The sequence below is a fragment of the Micromonospora sp. WMMD708 genome, assembly GCF_049315245.1.
In the GTDB taxonomy this organism is placed as follows: domain Bacteria; phylum Actinomycetota; class Actinomycetes; order Mycobacteriales; family Micromonosporaceae; genus Micromonospora; species Micromonospora wenchangensis.
Genome location: NZ_CP186060.1, coordinates 353,669 through 372,668 on the forward strand (window position 1 = coordinate 353,669; position 19,000 = coordinate 372,668).

Below are 19,000 nucleotides of genomic sequence, written 5' to 3' on the forward strand. Positions count from 1 at the left end.
ATGCTCAGGCCAGGTTCTTGACCGCGGCCTCGACCTTGGTCCGGACCGAGTCGGGCAGCGGGGCGTAGCCCAGCTCGACCAGATCGGCCTGGCCCTCGGCGCTGGCGGCGTGGCCCAGCAGGCCCTTGACCAGCGGCAGCTTGTCGGCGGCGATGCCCTTGCTGCACACGATCTCGTAGGTCACCAGGACGATCGGGTACGCCCCGGCCTCCTTGGTGGTGTAGTCGATCGACATCTTGAGGTCGTCGCCCTGGCCCTCGATCTTGGCCCCGGCGATGGTCTTGCCGGCCGACTCGGCGGTCAGCTCGGTGTACTCGCCGGCCCCGTTCTGCACCTTGGCCTTCTTCAGGCCGGAGTTCTCGGCGTACGACCACTCGACGTAGCTGATCGTGCCCTCGGTGCTCTTGACCTTGGAGGCGACACCGTCGGACTTGGGGGCGCCGAGGCCGCCGGGGGCCTTCCACGCCTTGTTGTTGCCGAAGGTCCAGTCCGACGGCGCGGTCTTCGACAGGTACTTGGTGAAGTTGTCGGTGGTGCCCGACTCGTCGGAGCGGTGCACCGTCTGGATCGGGGCGGCCGGGAGGGTGGCGTCCGGGTTGTCGGCCTTGATCGCCGGGTCGTCCCACTTGGTGATCTTGCCGGCGAAGATCTGCGCCAGGGTGGTCGGCTTGAGCTGGAGGTTGTCCAGGCCGCCGACGTTGTAGACGACCGCGACCGGGCCGATCACCATCGGCAGGTTGAGCGCCGCGCCGCCGGTGCACTTGGCGTCGGCCTGCGGCTGCTCCTCCGGCTTGAGGGCGGAGTCGGAACCGGCGAAGTCGGCGGTGCCGGCGATGAACGCCTGGATGCCCGCGCCCGAACCGGTCGACTCGTAGTTGATCGTGGTGCCGCTGCACTTCTGCTGGTACGCCTTGATCCACTCAGCCATGGCGTTCTTCTGCGCGGAGGAGCCCTGCGCGTTCAGGGTGCCCTTGCCGCAGTCGGCCGCGCTGGCCGAGCCGGAGGCGGAGGCGCCGGCCGGCTCGTTGTTGTCCGAGCCGCAGGCGCTGAGGCCGAGGACCGCAGTAAGAGCGAGGCAGGCAATGGCGCCGTGCCGCTGGAGCTTCACCTGAGGGGTTTCCCTTCACGTCTTTGGTCAGGTCGCCCGGATGGGGCCCGAGTGCCGGCGCTGACCGGCTGACACGAAAGCTAGAAGTGCCAGGTAGACGGTTCGCCGGTCGGAAGTGAACGGAGCATGAACAGCCCCGGCCGGGAAGGTGACCGGTGCCTGAGGGAGGGTTGTCCGTTAGGTGAACTGCCGTCCCGGTATCCGCATTGATGCGATATATCCGGGCAGCCGTTATCCGCGCGTGGCCCTGCCGTTACCGCGCGGAGACGCGCCGATCGGCGACCCGGCCGGTCACCGGCCGGGGTGGAGTCGGCGGGGGATCGTCAGCCCAGGTGGTAGTTGACGTGCCCGCACCAGCGGGCGAACCCGAGCCGTTCGTAGAGCGAGACGGCGGCGCTGTTGGACTCGTCGACGTAGAGCATCACCCGGTCCAGCCCACGCCGGTCCCGCAGGTACGCCAGGCCGGCCGTGGTGAGCGCCCGGCCCAGGCCGCCGCCGTGGGCGTCCGGGTCCACCCCCACCACGTAGACCTCACCGGTACGGGCCGAGCCCGCCTGTTCGTGCACCTTGGTCCAGTGGAAGCCGAGCAGCCGCCCGGCGGCGTCGACGGCGAGCAGGAAACCGTCCGGGTCGAACCACGGCTCGGCCAGCCGGGCGCGCAGGTCGTCGGTGGTCCACCGGCCCTGCTCGGGGTGCGTGGCGAAGGCACGGGCGTTGAGCGCGAGCCAGGCGTCGTCGTCGACTCCGGGGCGGAAGGAGCGCAGCGTCACCCCGTCCGGCAGGCGGGGCGGCGGCACCGCCCCGGTCAGCGGCCGGCGCATCTGCCAGAGCACCCGGGCCCGGGTGAAGCCGAGATCCACGGCGAGCGCCGCGGCGGACGGGTGGTCGCCGTGCGCCCAGGCCCGCAGCGGGCCGGTGGCCGCCGCGAGGACGCCCCGGACCAGCGCCCGCCCGGTGCCCCGCCGCCGCAACGCCGGGTGCACCACCAGCTCCACCCCGACCCCGGACTCCGGCTCGGTGGTGTCCAGGTGGGCGTACCCGGTCAGGGTGCCGTCGGGGGCGCGGGCGGTCAGGTGCCCGGCCGGCGCGTGCGGGTCACGCAGCCGCAGCAGGGTGTGCTCGTCGAACGGGTCGGCCCCGTCGGCGTCGCCGCCGAGCCGGGCCAGGGCCAGCACCTCGGTCACCTCGTCCGGGGTGAGGCGTTCGGTGCGGGCCACCCGGTCGACGGTCGGTTCGACGCTGCTCATCCCGCCACCGTAGTCGGGCGTCGCCCTCCCGGTCGGCCCCGCCGGCGTAGTTGGCCCCACTGCTCAGTTGGCCCCGCCGGGCGGTAGCGCCTCCAGCCGGAACCGGCCGGTCAGGTCGGGCAGCAGGCGATGCAGCGCATCCACGGTGCCCTGCCGGTCGCCACCGGCGTCGTGCATGAGCACGACCGCGCCCGGCCCGGTGTCCCGGGAGACCGTGGCGGTGATCTTCGCGGCCCCGGGGACCTGCCAGTCGTTGGGGTCGACGGTCCAGTGCAGCGGGGTCATCCCCAACCCTTCGGCGACCGACACCACGGGGTAGGTCCAGGCCCCGCCGGGCTGCCGGAAGTAGCTGACCGGGGCGTCCGGCACGGCGGCGTGGATGGCGTCGTTGGTCCGTAGCAGGTCGGCCCGGATCAGGGCGGGGGAGCGCTTGCCGAGCAGCACGTCGTGCTGCCACGAGTGGTTGCACAGGGTGTGCCCGTCGGCCACGATCGCGCGGATCAGGTCCGGGTGGTCCTGGGCGTTCTCGCCGACCACGCAGAACGTCGCCTTGACCCCGTACGCGCGCAGCACCTCCAGCACCTGCGGGGTGTACGTCGGGTCGGGGCCGTCGTCGAAGGTCAGCGCGACCTCACCGGTGCCGGTGCTGGCGTGGCTGCCGAACGGGCCGTCACCGCCGCTGGCCGGCTGCGGCGCGTCCGGGTCGGCCCCGGCGGTGGGGGTGTCGGGCGGGCCGGACCCGTCGGGGCGGGTGGCGGGCGGCGCGGCCGGGTCGGCGGGTTGTTCGCCGTACTGGGCACCGTCGATCTGCGCCGCCGCGCCGAGGGGCTGACGGGGCGGGTCGGGGATCATGCTGCGGCCGAGCGCGTACGCGGACCCGAGCAGGGCGGCCAGCACCAGCGTGACGACGCCGACGGTCCCGCCGGTCGACCGGGTACGCATCAGCGCCACCGCCGGTCCGGATCGCGGGACGGCCCTCTCGTCGCCCCCGTGGTCAGTGCACGCACCGTAGCCCCTTTCGCCCCTGCTGATTACGGCACCAAGAATAGAACCGGCAACAGGGGCAAAAGGGGCGTATTGGAAATAGTCCTATCGGGGTGCGGTAATACCGCCCCGGATCAGACCGGCAGCGGCGCGGGCTCGGACTCGGGCAGCGACCGGGACGACGGCGGGACCACGAACTTGTAGCCCACCTGGCGGACCGTGCCGATCATCGACTCGTACTCCGAGCCGAGCTTGGCCCGCAGCCGCCGGACGTGCACGTCCACCGTCCGGGTGCCGCCGAAGTAGTCGTACCCCCAGACCTCCCGGAGCAACTGGTCCCGGGTGAACACCCGGCCCGGGTGCTGGGCGAGGAACTTGAGCAGCTCGAACTCCTTGTAGGTGAGGTCGAGCGGCCGGCCCTTCAGCTTCGCCGCGTAGGTGTCCGGGTCGATGTTCAGCTCGCCGGCCCGGATCGAACCACCGGCCCCGGACGTGGCGTTGCTCAGCCGGCCCACGGCGAGCCGCAGCCGGGCCTCCACCTCGGCCGGCCCCGCCCCGGCCAGGATCACGTCGTCGACGCCCCAGTCCGCGTTCAGGGCGATCAGGCCGGCCTCGGTCACCACCGCGACCAGCGGCACGCCCAGGCCGGTGGCGTGCAGCATGCGACAGGTGGCACGGGCCTCGCTCAACTCGGACCGGGCGTCGACCAGCACCGCGTCCGGGCTGGGCCCGGAAACCAGGGTGCGGACGTCACGCGGTGCGGTACGGACCGAATGCGGCAACAGGTCGAGTGCCGGCAGCACCGCCGAGGGCTCACCTGCGCGCGCGGTCACCAGCAGCAGGAGCTCCACACGATCACCTCCGTCCCGGCGGCCCTTCGGCCGCACGCGACCAGACAACCCCGCGGGTGGGCGGGGCGCTGAGAACTTGCGTGGGTCCCGGCGTCGCTGACGGGCGGGTAACAGCCTGAGCCTAACCGATTGCGCCGCTGTCACCTCGGCGTCCTTTCCTGTTTGTCGGATCTGCCCGTGATCACCGGTCAGGTTTTAACGTCGCCGAAACCGTGATCCCCGTCGGGCACCCCGTGATCCCCGCCGATCCCCGTCGGTCTGGCACGATCGGGGCGTGTTTCCCTCCACCTCGCCCGAGACCGGCCGTGACCCGTGGGCCGACGACGCCCCCGACGGGCCCGCCGGCCCGGCCGGAGGGCCCGCACCCGACGACGACGCCGGGAGCCGCCGCCAGCGCGGCCCGCGCCGGTTCCGCAAGGGCGGTCAGCCACGGCGCAGCGAGGACGACGAGGTCGAGCCGGACGAGGAACCGGTCGAGCCGGTCGAGGTGCGCCGGCCGCTCTCGCTGACCGTCGCCGGTTTCGCCGCGCTGCTCGGCGTCGGCCTGGTGCTCGGCGCGCAGACCGCCGGCCCCGGGCACCGGCTGCCGTTCGCGATCATCGTGTTCGGCGTGCAGCTGCTCTTCGTGCTGGCCTGGACGATGGCCATGCGCCCGCCCGCGCTGCTGCTGGTCGCGCTGACCAGCGGCGTGGTCGCCGCCGCGGCCGACGTCGCCGCCGTGCAGACCGACGTGGCCGGGCTGGCCCCGCTCGGGTACGTGGCGCTGGGCGGGTTCCTGATCGGGGTGCTCGGCCAGCTCGTCCGCCGGGTGGACCGGGTCCGGGTGACCGACTCGCTCGGCACCACCCTGCTCATCGTGGTCGGCGTGGTGGCGTTCGCCACCCTGATCACGCTCAGCCGGATTCCCGCCGGCACCCAGGCGATCACCGTCTGCCTGGTCGCCGCCGGCGTCGCCCTCACCGTGGCCCGGCTCACCGACGCCGTGCTGGCCTGGCCCCGGCTCGCGCCACAGGTGCCCCGGGGGGCCGCCGGGGTGGTCGTCGGCGCGATGGTCGGCACCCTGACCAGCGCCCTGCTCGGTAGCTACCTGGTCGGCTTCACCCCGACCAGCGCCGCGGTGATCGGGCTGGTCACCGCCGCCACCGCCGTGCTGGCCGACCTCGCCGTCGGCTACGCCGAGGCGGGCCGGTTGATGGCCGGCGAGCCGCCCACCATGTGGATCGCCCGGCACATGCAGGGGCCGCTCGGCGGGTTCGCGCTCGCCGCTCCGGCGGCGTACGCCATGTGTGTGCTCTTTCTCTGAACTCTCTGCCGCCGGCCGGGACCGGCTGACGGCGGTGGGGCGTGCGGCGCGGTTGGGCGCGGCGGCGCCCGGGTAGTAGCGGTGCGCCGCGGGCGGCGGCATCGATGACGGGCACGTCGCGCACCCGCGACGGCGACGAGGGACGGAGACGGGCGTGGCGCAGACGTACGAGGAGCGGCCCCGGCGGCGCGGGCGCAGGTGGCTCGTCGTACTGGTCGTCCTGGTGCTGATCCTGGGCGGGTTGCTGGTGGTGGCCGACCGGGTGGCGGCCGGGCTGGCCGAGCGCGCCATCGCCGACCAGGTGCAGCAGGCGATCACCGATCAGGAAGCCAGCTCCGCGCCGCCCCAGGTCGACGTGGGCGGCTTCCCGTTCCTCACCCAGGTCGTCGACGGCCGGTACGAGCGGATCTCCATCGTCTTGACCGACGTGCAGGGGTCGGTGGAGGGTAACGCGGTCAGCCTGCCCCGGCTCGACGTGGACGCCCGCAACGTGCGCGCCCCGCTGGACACCATCCGCTCCGGCCAGGGCGAGGTGGTGGCCGAGACGGTGGCCGGCACCGGCACGGTCACCTACGACAGCCTGGCCAAGCTGCTGGACCGGCCGGGGCTCAAGCTCGGTGAGCAGAACGGCAAGCTCGCCGTCACCGCGCCGGTCGACATCCTCGGCCAGAAGCTCACCGTCACCGGCACCGCCGACGTCACCGTGGCCGACGGTGGAAAGGTGTCGCTGAAGTTCAGCGACCTCAACGCCCAGGGGCTGCCGGCGGTGCCGTTGGCCCGGACCCTGCTGAACAACTACGCCCGGGGCATCTCGGTGGACGTGCCCCTGCCGTCGCTGCCGTTCCAGCTCAACCTGCGCAAGGTCGAGCCGCGCCCGGAGGGCCTCACGGTGACCGCCGACGCGAAGGACGTCCCGATCAACTCGCCGAGCTGAGTCACCGCTCAGTTGTGGACGCGGCACCCGCCCGGCGCTGCCCGCCTGGTGGGGCCCGCGTCCCGCATACTGGTCGTGAGCTGGCACTCTCCGGGACGGCTGGTAGGCTCCGAGCCCATGGGGACGCACCTCACCAAACGGCGCGCGGTCGACCTGTGCCGCGTGGCCACCTGCCTGTGTCGCTCCGTCATCTGACGGCGGGGCTGTCTCCGGCCGCCCAGCGGCCACCGCGCCCAGGGTCCTTCCGACCTTCGGTGCCAACCCTCCGAAACGCCCGGCAGCGGCGCCGTCGCACGAACCCGTGATCCGTTCCTCTATGGGTCCCGCGCATGGTGCGACATCACCGATCTCCACCACCCGCGCTGGCTCACCACCCATCCTCACCAGGGAGTGATCTGATGAGTCGCGACACCGCACTCGTCTCGGCCGAATGGGCCGAGAAGAACCTCGACGCCCCGGGCGTCGTCTTCGTCGAGGTCGACGAGGACACCTCGGCCTACGACACCGGCCACATCGCCGGCGCGATCAAGCTCGACTGGAAGACCGACCTGCAGGACCCGATCCGCCGGGACTTCGTCAACAAGGCCCAGTTCGAGGCGCTGCTCTCCGAGCGCGGCATCGGCAACGACGACGTCGTGGTCCTCTACGGCGGCAACAACAACTGGTTCGCCGCGTACGCGTACTGGTACTTCAAGCTCTACGGCCACCGCGACGTCAAGCTGCTCGACGGCGGTCGCAAGAAGTGGGAGCTGGACGCCCGCCCGCTGGTCACCGACGCGGTGGAGCGGCCGAAGACGCAGTACGTCGCGCAGGAGCCGGACACCTCGATCCGGGCCTTCCGCGACGAGGTCGTCGCCGCGATCGGCACCAAGAACCTGGTCGACGTGCGCAGCCCCGACGAGTTCGCCGGTCGGCTGCTGGCCCCCGCCCACCTGCCGCAGGAGCAGGCGCAGCGGGCCGGTCACATCCCCACCGCGATCAGCGTGCCGTGGTCCAAGGCGGCCAACGAGGACGGCACCTTCAAGTCCGACGACGAGCTGCGCAAGATCTACGCCGACGCCGGGCTGGACGACGGCAAGGAGACCATCGCGTACTGCCGGATCGGCGAGCGCTCCTCGCACACCTGGTTCGTCCTCCAGGAGCTGCTCGGTCACACCAACGTCAAGAACTACGACGGTTCCTGGACCGAGTACGGCTCGCTGGTCGGCGTGCCGGTGGCCCTCGGCGACGAGCCCGGGGAGGCCTGAGCCATGACCGCTCCCACCGCCGCCGGCTGCGCCGCACCGGACCAGTCCGCGCCCCTGCCGGCCAGCCTGGACCTGGAGAAGGAAACCGTCATCACCGGCCAGGTGCTGGCCGAGTCGGGCGACGTCGTGCCCGGCGCGTACGTCCGGTTGCTCGACTCGACCGGTGAGTTCACCGCCGAGGTCGTCACCTCCCCGGCCGGCCAGTTCCGGTTCTTCGCCGCGCCGGGCAACTGGACCCTGCGGGCGCTGTCCCGGCACGGCAACGGCGACACCGCCGTCACCGCCAACCGGGGCGTCAACGAGGTCTCCGTCACGGTCGCCTGACCCACGCTCACGATCGGCCCGGGGCCGGTCACCCCACCCGGGGTGACCGGCCCCGCGCCGTCGCAACCGCCGGCGGCCCGCCCGGCAGCCCGGGTGTCCGCGCCCGGCGGGCGCGAGCTGCCCACCGGGCCGTTGCTCGGCCGGTGGCATCACGAGGTGCAGCCGCCCTGGTGACCGACCCGCCGGACGCAGCGGCGACGCCCACCGAGCCGTCGGTCGCAGAAGACCTGGTGCTGCGGTTCCGACCCGCCCTCCTCGGAGACGGTCGTTTCGCCGAGCACCAGCTCCGGCAGGAACGCCAGCGACCGGCCGATCGCGCCGGCCAGCAGCCGCGCCGCCGGCAGGTCGTCGGCAGCGACAGTCAGGTGTACGACGAACCGTTCGCGCCCGGTCGCGGCGGTCACGCCCGCACCACCCGGGGCGCGAACCGGGACTGCCAGTCGCGCAGCGCACCCTTGATCCGTGCGTTCTCCTCCCGGGTACGGGCCAGCTCGGCGTGCAGCACGGCCAGCTCGTCGGCGACCCGGTGCAGGAACCCGTCCACCTCGGCCGGGTCCAGCCCGTGCCGGGACCGCCGGAACCGTTGCTGCCGCACCTGACTCGTGCACAGCGGCCGGTACGCCACCGGTCGATGCTGGTGTGCCGCCGGCCCGTGGTGGTGCCCGGTGTTCTGCCGCCCGGACGGCCCGGACCGCCTGACGGGACGGTTGCCGGTCCGGCTGCTTGCGGCATGGCTGGTCGGGACCTGGTTGGTCGGGGGCCGGTTGGTGACCCGGTGCCGGGCGGACGGCCGCTCGACCGCCCCGGGCTGCTCGGCCGTCTTGGGCCGGTCGGTTGTCACGGGCCGGTCGGTTGCCGTCGACCGGTTCCGGCGGAACAGCCGGAGGAACCTGCACACGATGGGACCACCTCTCCGCAGGGGCAGCGGGGGATCGTGCTGCCGTGGAAGGTGGCCGGGGCGGGCGGTTTCCCTTCCACTGCACCCACCCCGGCCGGGGGAGAGCCCTGCTCGTTGCCACGCGAGGAGCACTCGCCGACCAACTTGATTGAGGAACTTGAAAGAGTCAACGACCGGTTGCAGTGCGTAGTTGCATGCCGTGATGAGAGCGTGATCGAATCGCGGGTGCCACGCGAGGAGTGCCATGCCTGCGACCCCGGACTACATCCGGATCTCCGACGAGATCGTTGCCGACGTCAGGTCGGGTAAGTACAAGCCGGGAGACAAGCTGCCCTCGATCAGCGAGCAGTGCAGCCGGTTCAACGTCAGTCCGTCAACGATCAATCTGGTCAACGTGCGGCTGGAGGCGCTCGGAGTGATCAGCCGCCACCAGGGCAAGGGCATCTACATCACCGACCCGGCGACCTGGCTGCGCAAGCCCTGACCTGAGTCTGATGGCGCTTTCGGGCTGCGCCGGTGTTGTCTGCGTGCCGTTGCCGTTGTCTGTGCGCCCGCCGCCGCCGCTGCCCGCCCGCCGCTGAGTGGCCGGCACTCCGTGATAGCTGGACACCGGCACCTGCACCGGCGCTCGGGGCGGGGACAGCGCTGTCCTGCTGCTCTGCTGCCCTACTGAATCCGATGGGGGACGCTGTCCCCACAGACAGGTATGCCTGTGAGTCATGAATATGACCCACAGGCATACCTGGTTCCGAACATGGGGTGCCTCCCCGAGCCGCCAGAGAGATCGATCCCCGGCGACCGAAGCTCGTCAGGGTGCCGTGGCCAGCGCATTGGTGGCGATGTAGCGGTATCGGAGCGGGCGGATACCGCTACCTCGGCCCAATGGCGCCGGATCATGACGGACGGCGCCCGACGGGTGGGGCGGCCGGGGGAGACGGCGGTGGCCGCCGACCCCGGGTGGGGTCGACGGCCACCGGGTGGGGCCGGTCAGCCGGTCAGAGGCCGGATGCCCGGACGCCCGCGCAGGTCGACGTCGGGGTCAGCCCGAAGTTGAGCGTCCCGACGATGCCCGCTTCCACGACGGTGCGCTGGACCTGGGGCACCCAACCGTCCTTGGCCACGATCGCCTCGTACCTGCCCTTCGGCAGCCACCAGGCGTAGCGACCCTGGGCGTCGGCGGTGAGCGTGACGCCGGTGGTCGAGTTGACCAGGTTCAACCGGATCGTCGCCGGGACGCCGACGGTCTGGCCGCCGCAGGTCACCCCGGTCACCGTGCCCTGGATCTTGCCCCAGTTGTTCGGTGGCGAGACGTTCATCTCGACGCCGACCGACGACACCGGGTACGGCGTGTTCGAGGTGAGCCCCAGCTCACCCGAGTACGCCCCGGGCTGGAGCACCCCGGCCGCCGCCGTGGCGGTCAGCGTGACCGTGACCGTCTGGGACGCCCCCGGGGCGAGCGTGAAGCTGGTCGGAGCGGTGGACAGCCACGGCAGGTCGGCGGCGTCCGAGCAGCCCTCCAGCCCGCCGAGGCGTTCGCTGTCCGCCGAGCCGACGAACGAGCTGGGCGAACCACCGATCTTGTACGCCCCGCAGGCGGCGGCACCCCGGTACCTGCTGAACTGGGCGTTCGGCAGGTTCTTCCAGGCCCCGGTGACCGGGTCGAAGCCGAGCGTCCGGTTGGTGACCGACGTCGAGCCGCCGGTCACCCCGCCGGCCAGCACCAGCATGCCGCCGGCCGACGCGTACTGGGAGCCCCACAGGTCGACCGGGAGGTTCGGCAGCGGGCTCCAGGAGTCCGACGCCGGCTCGTACCGCCAGGTGTCGGTGTACTCGTCGGCGGCGACCCCGCCCGCGCAGTACACCTGGCTGCCGATGCCGCCGCAGGACACCCAGGAGACCGGGTGCGGGTAGGCCGCCCCGGTGCGGAAGGTGCCGGTACGCGGGTCGAACACCACCAGCTTGTTGCTCTCCGTGCAGGTGCTGTCGACGCAGCCGCCGACCAGGTACACCTTGCCCCCGGCCACGGCGGTGCCGGCTGCGGCGGAGGGTGCCGGGTTGACCGCCCCGGCTAGGGTGCTCCACGCCCCGGTGGCCGGGTCGAACACGTCCACCGACGACTCCATGCCGTCGCCGGAACCCCAACCACCGATCACGTACAGCTTGCCGCCGATCCCCACGGCGGACGGCTTGGACCGGGCGTGCGGCAGGTCGGGCAGCGCCGTCCAGACGCCGGTGGCCGGATCGAACACCCAGGCCTTGCGCTCGTTGCCGGTGTCGCCACCGCCGCCGACCGAGTAGACCTTGCCGTCCAGGTTGGCCGCCGCGTTGTCGTAGATCGCGGCGGGCAGGTTGGCGATCCGGGCCCAGGCGTCGTCGGCCTGCGGCGCGGCGTCGGCGTTCCCGCCGCCGTAACGGGCACCGGTACGCCCGGTGCTGATCCCCTTGACCACCTGCTCCCGCGGCGGCGCGCCGCCGGTGGACAGCACCTCGAACCCGCCACCGCGTTCCAGCAGTTCCACGGTCGCCGGGGCGGAGCCCGTGTTGCGGACCGTCACCTTGGCGGTGCGGGTGCTGCCGTACGGCTGGTGGGCCTCGATCGTGGTGGTGCTGACGGTGAGCCGCCCCGCGGCCAGGGCCAGGTCGGCCCGGCGGGTGCTGTCGGCCACCACCGTCACCTGCTGGGTGACCGGGGTGTACGGCGGCTTGGCGGCGGTGAGCGGGTGGGTGCCGGTCAGGCCGGAGAAGAGGTGGTAGAAGCCGTCCGGCAGGTTCGGGTCGTCCGGGGTGGCCGCCGAGACGGCCGTGTCGGTGGGCCGGTCGACGCTGGTCACCGTTACCCCGTTGACCGCCGCGCCGGTGTTGCGGTCGGTGGTGTTGCCGACCACCAGGCCACCCGGGACGGGGGTGCAGTCCCGGTTGACCAGCTGGACGTCGTCCACCTGCCACCACCAGGCGAAGGTGCCCTTGAACCGGAAGCGCACCAGCGCCTGCGTCGCGCCGGCCGCCGGGGTCAGCGGCACCTCCTCGACGCGGGGGCCACGCCGGCTGGAGGTCTGGTGCCAGACGTTCGTCCAGCTCGCCCCGGCGTCGGTGGAGACGTCCACGTCGGCGGTGTCGCTGATCCCGACGGCCCGCCAGTCACTGCGGAAGCGCAGCAGCGGCGCGGCCGAGGCGGTCAGGTCGACCGGCGGGGCGATCAGGTCGGTGTCCTGGGTGTTGCCGGTGCCGAGCTTGTCGCTGTCGATGATCGCGAACCCGCCGGTGCCGCCGGTCAGGTTGCCCCGTGCGCCCGGGTCGTTGAAGACCCAGCCGCCCTTCTCGGTGCGGTTGCGCACCGTCCAGCCCTCGGGCGCGGTGGTGCCGTCGAAGCTCTGCGACAGCAGCGGCGCGCTGAGGCTGCCGGTGTAGCCGGCGGCGACACAGGCCGCCTCGACCGGGACCGGGACGTCGGCCGTGGTGGCCGTCGACCCGACGGTCAGGTCCTTCGTCACCGTCCGGTAGCCCGGGTACTTCGCGGTGACGGTGAGCTTGTAGTCGGTGTTACCGGCGACGGTGAACGAGTACCGGCCGGTCACCGGGTCGGTGAAGACGGGTCCGCCGGGGCGGCCGGCGACCTCGATCGTGGCGTACAACGGCCAACCGTGCCCGGAGCCGTCGGTGACCCGGCCGGAGACGGTGACCGTCGGCGTGGCCGTCAGGGCGAAGTCCCGGGTGACCGAGCCGTCCTCCGGGACGGTCACGGTGCCGGTCGCCGTGCGGAAGCCGTACGCGGAGACGGTCAGCGTGGTCTCGCCGGCCGGCACGGTCAGCGAATACCTGCCGTCGGTGCCGGTGGTGACGCTGCGCGCGCCCGTGGCGACGGTGGCACCCGCCACCGGGTCGCCGGTCGCCTCGTCGGTGACCCGGCCGCCGACCTGACCCACCGGACCACGCGGGGCCTGCCGGACCGCCTCGTACGCGTTGAGCCGGCCCTCGCCGAAGACGTTGTTGTCGGCGGCGGTGCCCCCGCAGGTGGTCGCGTCGACGTCGGTCGCGGTGCGGTCGAGCAGCGCCTCCGTGCCGGCGATGTCACCGCGCAGGCTGGGCGCGGCCGACCAGACCAGGGCGATCGTGCCGGCGACGTGCGGGGCGGCCATCGAGGTGCCGTTGAACGACGCGTACCCGTTGCCGGGGACGCTGGAGCGCACGTTGCTGCCGGGCGCGGCGATGTTCGGCTTCAGCCCGGCCGGGTCGGTGGAGTTGCCCCGACCGGAGAAGCTGGAGATGGTGTTGTTCACGTCGTACGAGCCGACCGCGTACGCGTTGGGGTTGTCGCCGGGGGAGCCGGCGCTGCCGCAGGCCGGGCCGTCGTTGCCGGCGGAGAAGACGGGGAACATCCCGGCGGCCCGCCAGGCGGCCACGGTCTGCTGGTACCACGGGTCGCCGCCGTCGCCGCCCCAGGAGTTGTTGACGATGTCGGGGCGCAGGTCGGGGCGGGGGTTCTGATCGTTGAGGTCGGTCGGGGCGAGCACCCACTGGCCGGCGGCCAGCAGCGAGGCGTCCGAGCAGTTGTTGGACTCGCAGCCCTTGGCGGCGATCCACTTCGCGCCCGGGGCGACCCCCACCTGGTTGGCGGACCCGTCGGTGCCGACCATGGTGCCCATGGTGTGGGTGCCGTGGTCGTTGTTGTCGCAGGGGGCGTCCTGCGGGCAGATGCCGGCCGGGTCGTACCAGTCGTAGTTGTGGTCGAACGTGCCGCCACCGAGGTTGCCCCGGTAGGAGTTGACCAGCGCGGGGTGGTCGAACTGCACGCCGCTGTCGATGTTGGCGACGACCAGCCCCTCACCCCGGTCGCCGAACTCGTCCCAGACGCGGGGTGCGCCGATGTTGGTCAGCCCCCACTCGACGGCGTCGGTGCCGGCGCGGGCGTCGGTGCCGCGCACCGGACGGATCAGCGGGTAGCTGCGGGTCGGTGCGATCCGCTCGACCTCGGGCCGGGCGGCGACCGTGTCCAGCAGCGCCCGGTCCCCGGTCACCCGCAGCGCGTTGGCGATCCAGTAGGCGGTGTAGGTGGCCTTCCGGTCGTCCAGCACCGTCCGCAGGTCACGCTGGGTCCGTTCGGCGGTGGTGGTGAGCAGCCGGTGCACCTCGGCGGCCCGGGCATCCGGGCTGCGCAGCCGGGCCGCCTGCGCCAGCGGGGCCTGTTCGCGCAGGTAGACAAGGAAGGTCTCGGTGCCGTCGGCGAGCCCGTCGAGGACCTGCCGGTCCACGGTGGCCCGGGGTGCGGCCGACGCGGCCCCGGCGGGTAGTGCGGGCTGGGCGGTGAGGCCCAGGAGTCCGGCCGCGAGCGCGGCCACCAATCGCCACCGGGACGGTCGTCCGGTCGGTCGTCTGAGCACGCTGTTCCTCCCCACGTCGTCGGGCCCGATCGGTTCGGGCCCGGCCGCGTGTGCCGGGGTCGCGGCCACGCGCAGCGGCTGAGGAGGTGGCCGGTGGTGGGTGCTGCGTGGCCCCCCACGGCCGCTGTGCATCATGCTCAGCCGGAGAACCAAGCTGATCAATGGATCGGGTCGGTCAGTATTCGGTCAGTAACCTGGCGCCACGCTGACCGCTAGGCTGACGGCAGGCCGCGCCGGCCCCCCGTCGTGGGCAGACGGACCCCGCCGGGCAGCGGGCGGCGGGTGCGGTCCTGGGGAGGACGGGTGACCGGTGTCGACATCCCTTTCGTGGTCTGTGTCAGCGCTGACGTCTCGGTCCGGGAGCGGGTGGTCCGCCGGCTCGACGACCTCGGCCCGGTGGTGATCTGCGCCGACCTGGCCGAGCTGCGCGCCATGCTCTTCCCGGGCCCGCCGGTGCCGGCCCCCGCGCCCCCGCCGGAGCAGGGCCCGGTGCGCTGCGGCGACCTCGTCGTCGACCCGACCCGCCACCTGGTCACCTGGCGGGGGGAGCCGCTGGCGCTGACCCGGCTGGAACGGGAACTGCTGGCCCGGCTGGCCGGCGACCCGGAAGCGGTCTGGAGCTACGAACGGATCTTCGGCTCGGTCTGGGGCGGCACCTGGCTGGGCGACGCGGCCATCCTGCACTCGGCGGTCAAGCGGCTGCGCCGCAAGCTGCGCGAGGTGGCCGGCGGCCCGCAGGTGCAGACCGTCCGCGGCGTCGGCTACCGGCTCGCCGTACCGCGCGGCTGACCCCGGGCACCGGCGGGTGGGCAGGCGGCGGGGGCGTGACACGATGGCCCGGTGAACGGTGCCGTCCAGCAGGGGTACGCCCCACCCACCGGTCCGTCCGCGCCGCGTCGCCGGCTGGCCTGGCTGTTGGCCGTGACGGTGACCTGGGCGCTGGTGGTGGGCGGGCTCACCTGGTGGTCGGCCCGGCACGACCCGCCGACCGTCAAGGAACAGCGCACCCTCGCCGACGCCGGCCCGGTGGTCGACCGGGCGCTCGGTGAACTGGTCGCGGCGGTCGGCGACGGCGCCTGGGCGCTGACCGCCCCGCAGGTCGAGCGCGGCTGCCGGATCACCCCGATGGCCGACGGCGCGACCCTGAGCCGAGGGCTGGACGTGCTGGTCGCCGAGGGTGGCGAGCGGGCCCTGCTGGACCGGGTCGCCGACCGGCTGCCGGCCGGGTGGCGGGCCGGGGTGCGGGCCGGCGCGTCGGGTCCCCGGCTGCGCGCCGACGCCGGGGAGTTCGTCGCCGTGCAGGGTCGGGTCACCAGCGGCGGCCGGGTCCGGTTCACCGCCGACACCGGGTGCCGCCCGGTCGGTGCCGGCTATCCGCAGCCGTCGGCGGCCCCCGCCGATCCCACGCTGGACGCCGCGCTGCGGGCGCTGGGCCGCCCGGCGCGGTCCGCCCCGGAACAGGTCACCGCGCCGTGTCCGGGTGGCGGCACCGCCCGTACCGTCGCCGTCTCGGCCGGCGACGCGCCGGTCGCGCTGACCGGCCTGCGTCCGCTGGCCGCCGGCTCCCCGGTGGCCGACCTCCCCGAGGTGTACGCCTACCGCAGCGGCCCGGCCACCGTGCTGGCCGACGGCACCGGCGCGCAGGTACGGCTCGCCGCCTCCACCGGCTGCCCCGGCTGACCCGCCCGTGCGGTCAGCGGCGGGGTCTGTGCTCGCGCGGGGTACGGCTGCGCCCCAGGGCGTCGACCCGACCCCACCGGCCCGGGATGTCCAGCAGCTCGACCCGGCCCATCCCCTCCGGCACGACCGGGTCGATGATCAGGTGCTCACCCTGCGGTTCCAGGCCGAGGATCACCCGCAACAGCAGCAGCGGCGTGCCGGCCGACCATGCCTGCGGGCTGCACGCCGTCGGATACTGCACCGGGTAGTCGGTGATGGTGCGTTCGTAACCGGCGAACGCCTCCGGTAGCCGGCCGTTGAAGAACCGCGAGGCGTCGAGCATCGCCTCGCAGATCCGCCCGGCCTCGTCCCGGAAGCCGTACCGGCTCAGGCCCCAGGCGATGAACGCGTTGTCGAACGGCCAGACCGTGCCGACGTGGTAGCCGATCGGGTTGTACCGGCCCTCGTCGGTGGCCAGGGTGCGCACCCCCCAGCCGGAGTAGAGCCGGGGACCGAGCAGGTGTTCGGCGAGCCGGGCCGCCCGGGGTTCGTCGACGATGCCGCTCCACAGCAGGTGGCCGATGTTGGAGGTGAGTGAGTCGACGTGCCGGCCGTCCGGGTCCAGGGCGACGGCGAAGTACCCCTTCTCCGGAATCCAGAAGTCCCGGTTGAAGCGTTCCTTGAGCGCCTTCGCCTCCCGTTCCAACCGGTCGGCGTACTCGGGGTCGTTCCAGAACAGCCGGGCCAGCCGCGCGCCGCGCCGCTTGGCGTCGTAGGCGTACCCCTGGATCTCGCAGGTGGCCCGGGGGAAGCCGGGCAGCCGGCCGTCGGCGTAGGAGATGGCGTCCCACGAGTCCTTCCAGCACTGGTTCTCCAGGCCGGTCTCCGGGTTGCGGCTGCGGTACCAGACGTACCCGGTGCCGAGCAGGTCGCCGTAGGTGTCGATCCAGTGCAGTGCGGCCCGGACGGGGGTTTCCAGTTGCTTGACCAGCGCCGCGTCCCCGGTCCAGCGCTCGTACTCGTCGAGCAGGATGACGAACAGCGGGGTCGAGTCGGCGGCCCCGAAGTAGGGGGAGTGCGGCTGCTCCTCGAAGCCGGCGGTCTCGCCGTACCGCAGCTCGTGCAGGATCTTGCCGGGCTCCTCGTCGCGGAAGTCGTCGAGCCGGTGGCCCTGGAGCCCGGCCAGCATCAGGATCGTCGGCGGCACCAGCTCCGGCAGGAACGGCAGCACCTGCAACGAGGTGAGCATGCTGTCCCGCCCGAACAGGGTCATGAACCAGGGCAGACCGGCCGCGAGCAGCCGTACGCCCAACGTGATCGACTCGTACCGGAGCGCGGCCAGGTCGTGCAGGCTCTGCCGGTACGCCCCGGCGAGCGGCTCGCAGTCGCAGCCGAGCTGCGGGGCGCGGGCGACCAGGTCCTCCTGCTCGTCACGGATGACCGACGGCCCGCGTACCGCCCCGAGCGCGGTGATCGCCCGGACGTCCTCGCCGCGCGCGCCGTGGATGATCGGCGTCACGGTCAGCCGGGTGCTCCACTCGCTGTGCGGGGCGACGGTGATCGACCAGGTCATCCCGGCCTGGTCGACGCGGGCGTCGGTGCTGCTGGTGATCGTCGCCTCGCGGTGGAACGCCTCCCGCCGGTAGGTCAGCCGCAGCGTGTTGTCCCCGGCGACCGCGCTGGTCCGGCCCTTCTTCGGCCGCTGGTGCTTGATCTCGAACAGGTCGGCGAAGTCGGAGCCCATCTCCAGCCGCAGGTCGAAGCGCATCTCCCGGCCGGAGTGGTTGAGCACGGTGAGTTCCTCGGTGAAGTTCCCGCCGATCGACCGGGTGCGGATCATCGACACCTTGGCGTCGAGGTAGTGCGTCGGCTCGCCCGGGACGAGGAAGAACCGGGTCTGGTATGAGTGCGCGTCGTCGACCGAGAGGGCGTGCAGCCGCTCGCCGTCGAGGGTGAGCAGCCAGGTGGACAGGAACCGGGTGTCGAACGAGAACAGCCCGGTCGGGAAGTCGAACGACGGTTCGACGTCCCCGCGCCCGTCGCAGACCAGGAACGTGTTGCCGTCGAGGATGCTGACCCGCTGCTGCATCACGCCCGCCCGGTCTGCTCACGGGCGGTCTCCCGGGGGTCGCGCACCCCGGGCGGGGAGGGGAAGAACTGCCGGAACACCAGGAACAGCATCACGTTGCCGCTGAACGTCGACTCGTTGCGCAGCACCGCCGCGACGCTCTGGGCGCACCCGGTGACCAGCCGTTCGAAGAGGTCGGCGCTGCTGCTCCAGACCGCGTCCGCCGGGCCGCTGGTCCGTTGCACCTCCGCCCGGCCGGGGCTGATCCGCACCAGCCAGTGGTCGGTGTGGTCGTCGTCGACCAGGTCAAACTGGAGCGTTCCGGTGACCGGGGCGCGCAACACCGCCGGGGCACGCGCCGGCAGTGCCGCGAAGAACTCGTCCGTCGCCCGACTCACCTCCGCATGGTAGGCAAAATGCCTACAGACAGGGGCAACATCGGCACCGCCCGGTGCGGGGTCGGTGCGGCCGGGTCAGTAGACCAGCGCCTGCGCGCCCTCGGCCATCGCCTCCTCGACGAAGACCGCCGCGCCGGCGATCCGGACGCCGGGCAGCACGTCGTCCGGGCCGATGTCCCGGCGGGCGGCGCACTGCGTGCAGGCGGTGACCCGGCCGCTGGCGAGGATGACGTCCAGCAGGTCGGCCAGCGGCGCCGAGTGCGGCAGGGTGAACTGCCCGGCCCGACCGGGCACGGCGAACCAGGTGGACTCGCCGGTCAGCCAGAGCGACACGGTCACCCCGGCGGCGGCGGCAGTGGCGGCGACCGTGAACGCCTGCGCGCACCGCTCCGGGGCGTCCGCTCCGGCGGTGGCCTTGACGACGAGAGTGCGGCCCATGCCGCCCAGCATAGGATGACCATGATGGTTACCGAGATCGGGTTCGTCAGCCTGCTGGTCGCCGGCCTGGGCGCGCTCGCCGGTGGCCTGGTCTACCTGGCCGTACGCCTGTCGAGAGGTAAATGGTGAGCGCGAGGAGTGAGCCGGGTTTGCGAGCCCCGCA

Annotated in this window: 19 protein-coding genes; 9 read left to right on the forward strand and 10 right to left on the reverse strand. The window is 72.9% G+C overall.

Features of this window, described 5'->3' with window-relative positions; genetic code table 11:
* Positions 1-4: 4 nt before the first annotated feature.
* The 4 genes from pstS to ACN260_RS01590 all read right to left on the reverse strand — a co-directional run bounded on the left by pstS (position 5) and on the right by ACN260_RS01590 (position 4,190).
* The gene (gene pstS, locus ACN260_RS01575) at positions 5-1,108 is read right to left on the reverse strand and encodes a phosphate ABC transporter substrate-binding protein PstS (RefSeq protein ID WP_422754417.1); all 1,104 of its coding nucleotides are present in this window, start codon (positions 1,106-1,108) and stop codon (positions 5-7) included.
* Positions 1,109-1,431: 323 nt separating this feature from the next.
* Positions 1,432-2,355, reverse strand: coding sequence for a mycothiol synthase (mshD, locus tag ACN260_RS01580; RefSeq protein WP_422754418.1), 924 nt, complete (start codon positions 2,353-2,355; stop codon positions 1,432-1,434).
* 63 nt (positions 2,356-2,418) lie between these two features.
* Positions 2,419-3,297 carry a polysaccharide deacetylase family protein gene (locus ACN260_RS01585; RefSeq protein WP_422754419.1) on the reverse strand — a complete coding sequence of 293 codons (879 nt, stop codon included), beginning with the start codon at positions 3,295-3,297 and terminating at the stop codon, positions 2,419-2,421.
* Positions 3,298-3,473: 176 nt separating this feature from the next.
* A complete protein-coding gene (locus ACN260_RS01590) occupies positions 3,474-4,190 on the reverse strand; it encodes a winged helix-turn-helix transcriptional regulator (RefSeq protein ID WP_088643167.1) in 717 nt (238 codons plus the stop codon).
* A 274-nt stretch (positions 4,191-4,464) separates the two neighbouring features.
* Here ACN260_RS01590 and ACN260_RS01595 point away from each other — a divergent pair, with 274 nt between their 5' ends.
* The 5 genes from ACN260_RS01595 to ACN260_RS01615 all read left to right on the forward strand — a co-directional run bounded on the left by ACN260_RS01595 (position 4,465) and on the right by ACN260_RS01615 (position 7,998).
* On the forward strand, positions 4,465-5,493 hold the full coding sequence (locus tag ACN260_RS01595; RefSeq protein WP_422754420.1) for a hypothetical protein: 1,029 nt from the start codon (positions 4,465-4,467) through the stop codon (positions 5,491-5,493).
* A 154-nt stretch (positions 5,494-5,647) separates the two neighbouring features.
* Positions 5,648-6,427 (forward strand): DUF2993 domain-containing protein, encoded by a 780-nt coding sequence (locus ACN260_RS01600; RefSeq protein ID WP_422754421.1) that lies wholly within the window; start codon positions 5,648-5,650, stop codon positions 6,425-6,427.
* A 117-nt stretch (positions 6,428-6,544) separates the two neighbouring features.
* Positions 6,545-6,622, forward strand: coding sequence for an Ms5788A family Cys-rich leader peptide (locus tag ACN260_RS01605; protein WP_323135737.1), 78 nt, complete (start codon positions 6,545-6,547; stop codon positions 6,620-6,622).
* 203 nt (positions 6,623-6,825) lie between these two features.
* Entirely contained in the window at positions 6,826-7,674 is an 849-nt protein-coding gene (locus tag ACN260_RS01610; RefSeq protein WP_422754422.1) for a sulfurtransferase, read from the forward strand.
* A gap of 3 nt (positions 7,675-7,677) precedes the next feature.
* Positions 7,678-7,998 (forward strand): DUF1416 domain-containing protein, encoded by a 321-nt coding sequence (locus ACN260_RS01615; RefSeq protein WP_145921871.1) that lies wholly within the window; start codon positions 7,678-7,680, stop codon positions 7,996-7,998.
* Between the two features lie 149 nt (positions 7,999-8,147).
* Here the strand turns inward: ACN260_RS01615 and ACN260_RS01620 are convergent, their stop codons facing one another.
* Together ACN260_RS01620 and ACN260_RS01625 are read right to left on the reverse strand one after the other, a co-directional pair.
* The gene (locus ACN260_RS01620; protein WP_422754423.1) at positions 8,148-8,402 is read right to left on the reverse strand and encodes a hypothetical protein; all 255 of its coding nucleotides are present in this window, start codon (positions 8,400-8,402) and stop codon (positions 8,148-8,150) included.
* Complete coding sequence (locus ACN260_RS01625; RefSeq protein ID WP_422754424.1) at positions 8,399-8,839, reverse strand: DivIVA domain-containing protein; 441 nt, start codon at positions 8,837-8,839, stop codon at positions 8,399-8,401. Before ACN260_RS01625 ends, ACN260_RS01620 begins: the two co-directional genes overlap by 4 nt.
* Positions 8,840-9,140: 301 nt before the next feature.
* Between ACN260_RS01625 and ACN260_RS01630 the strand changes: the two genes are divergently transcribed.
* On the forward strand, positions 9,141-9,380 hold the full coding sequence (locus ACN260_RS01630; protein WP_088643161.1) for a winged helix-turn-helix domain-containing protein: 240 nt from the start codon (positions 9,141-9,143) through the stop codon (positions 9,378-9,380).
* A gap of 511 nt (positions 9,381-9,891) precedes the next feature.
* Here ACN260_RS01630 and ACN260_RS01635 read toward each other — a convergent pair.
* Complete coding sequence (locus ACN260_RS01635) at positions 9,892-14,274, reverse strand: S8 family serine peptidase (RefSeq protein WP_422754425.1); 4,383 nt, start codon at positions 14,272-14,274, stop codon at positions 9,892-9,894.
* A gap of 303 nt (positions 14,275-14,577) precedes the next feature.
* On the opposite strand from ACN260_RS01635, the gene ACN260_RS01640 reads away from it, so the two are divergent.
* Together ACN260_RS01640 and ACN260_RS01645 are read left to right on the forward strand one after the other, a co-directional pair.
* Positions 14,578-15,063, forward strand: coding sequence for a winged helix-turn-helix domain-containing protein (locus ACN260_RS01640; protein ID WP_422754426.1), 486 nt, complete (start codon positions 14,578-14,580; stop codon positions 15,061-15,063).
* A gap of 114 nt (positions 15,064-15,177) precedes the next feature.
* On the forward strand, positions 15,178-15,954 hold the full coding sequence (locus ACN260_RS01645) for a hypothetical protein (RefSeq protein ID WP_422756589.1): 777 nt from the start codon (positions 15,178-15,180) through the stop codon (positions 15,952-15,954).
* A gap of 13 nt (positions 15,955-15,967) precedes the next feature.
* Here the strand turns inward: ACN260_RS01645 and ACN260_RS01650 are convergent, their stop codons facing one another.
* The 3 genes from ACN260_RS01650 to ACN260_RS01660 form a co-directional block, all read right to left on the reverse strand.
* Positions 15,968-18,022, reverse strand: a complete 2,055-nt coding sequence (locus tag ACN260_RS01650) for a glycogen debranching N-terminal domain-containing protein (protein WP_422756590.1) — start codon at positions 18,020-18,022, stop codon at positions 15,968-15,970.
* Positions 18,022-18,399, reverse strand: a complete 378-nt coding sequence (locus ACN260_RS01655; RefSeq protein ID WP_422754427.1) for an SCP2 sterol-binding domain-containing protein — start codon at positions 18,397-18,399, stop codon at positions 18,022-18,024. The genes ACN260_RS01650 and ACN260_RS01655 overlap by 1 nt, the downstream gene beginning before the upstream one ends.
* A 75-nt stretch (positions 18,400-18,474) precedes the next feature.
* On the reverse strand, positions 18,475-18,849 hold the full coding sequence (locus ACN260_RS01660; protein ID WP_422754428.1) for a DsrE family protein: 375 nt from the start codon (positions 18,847-18,849) through the stop codon (positions 18,475-18,477).
* A gap of 12 nt (positions 18,850-18,861) precedes the next feature.
* Between ACN260_RS01660 and mtfM the strand changes: the two genes are divergently transcribed.
* Positions 18,862-18,966: a small membrane protein MtfM gene (mtfM, locus tag ACN260_RS01665; RefSeq protein WP_067315095.1), complete on the forward strand. Its 105-nt coding sequence runs from the start codon at positions 18,862-18,864 to the stop codon at positions 18,964-18,966.
* The last annotated feature ends 34 nt before the right edge of the window (positions 18,967-19,000 follow it).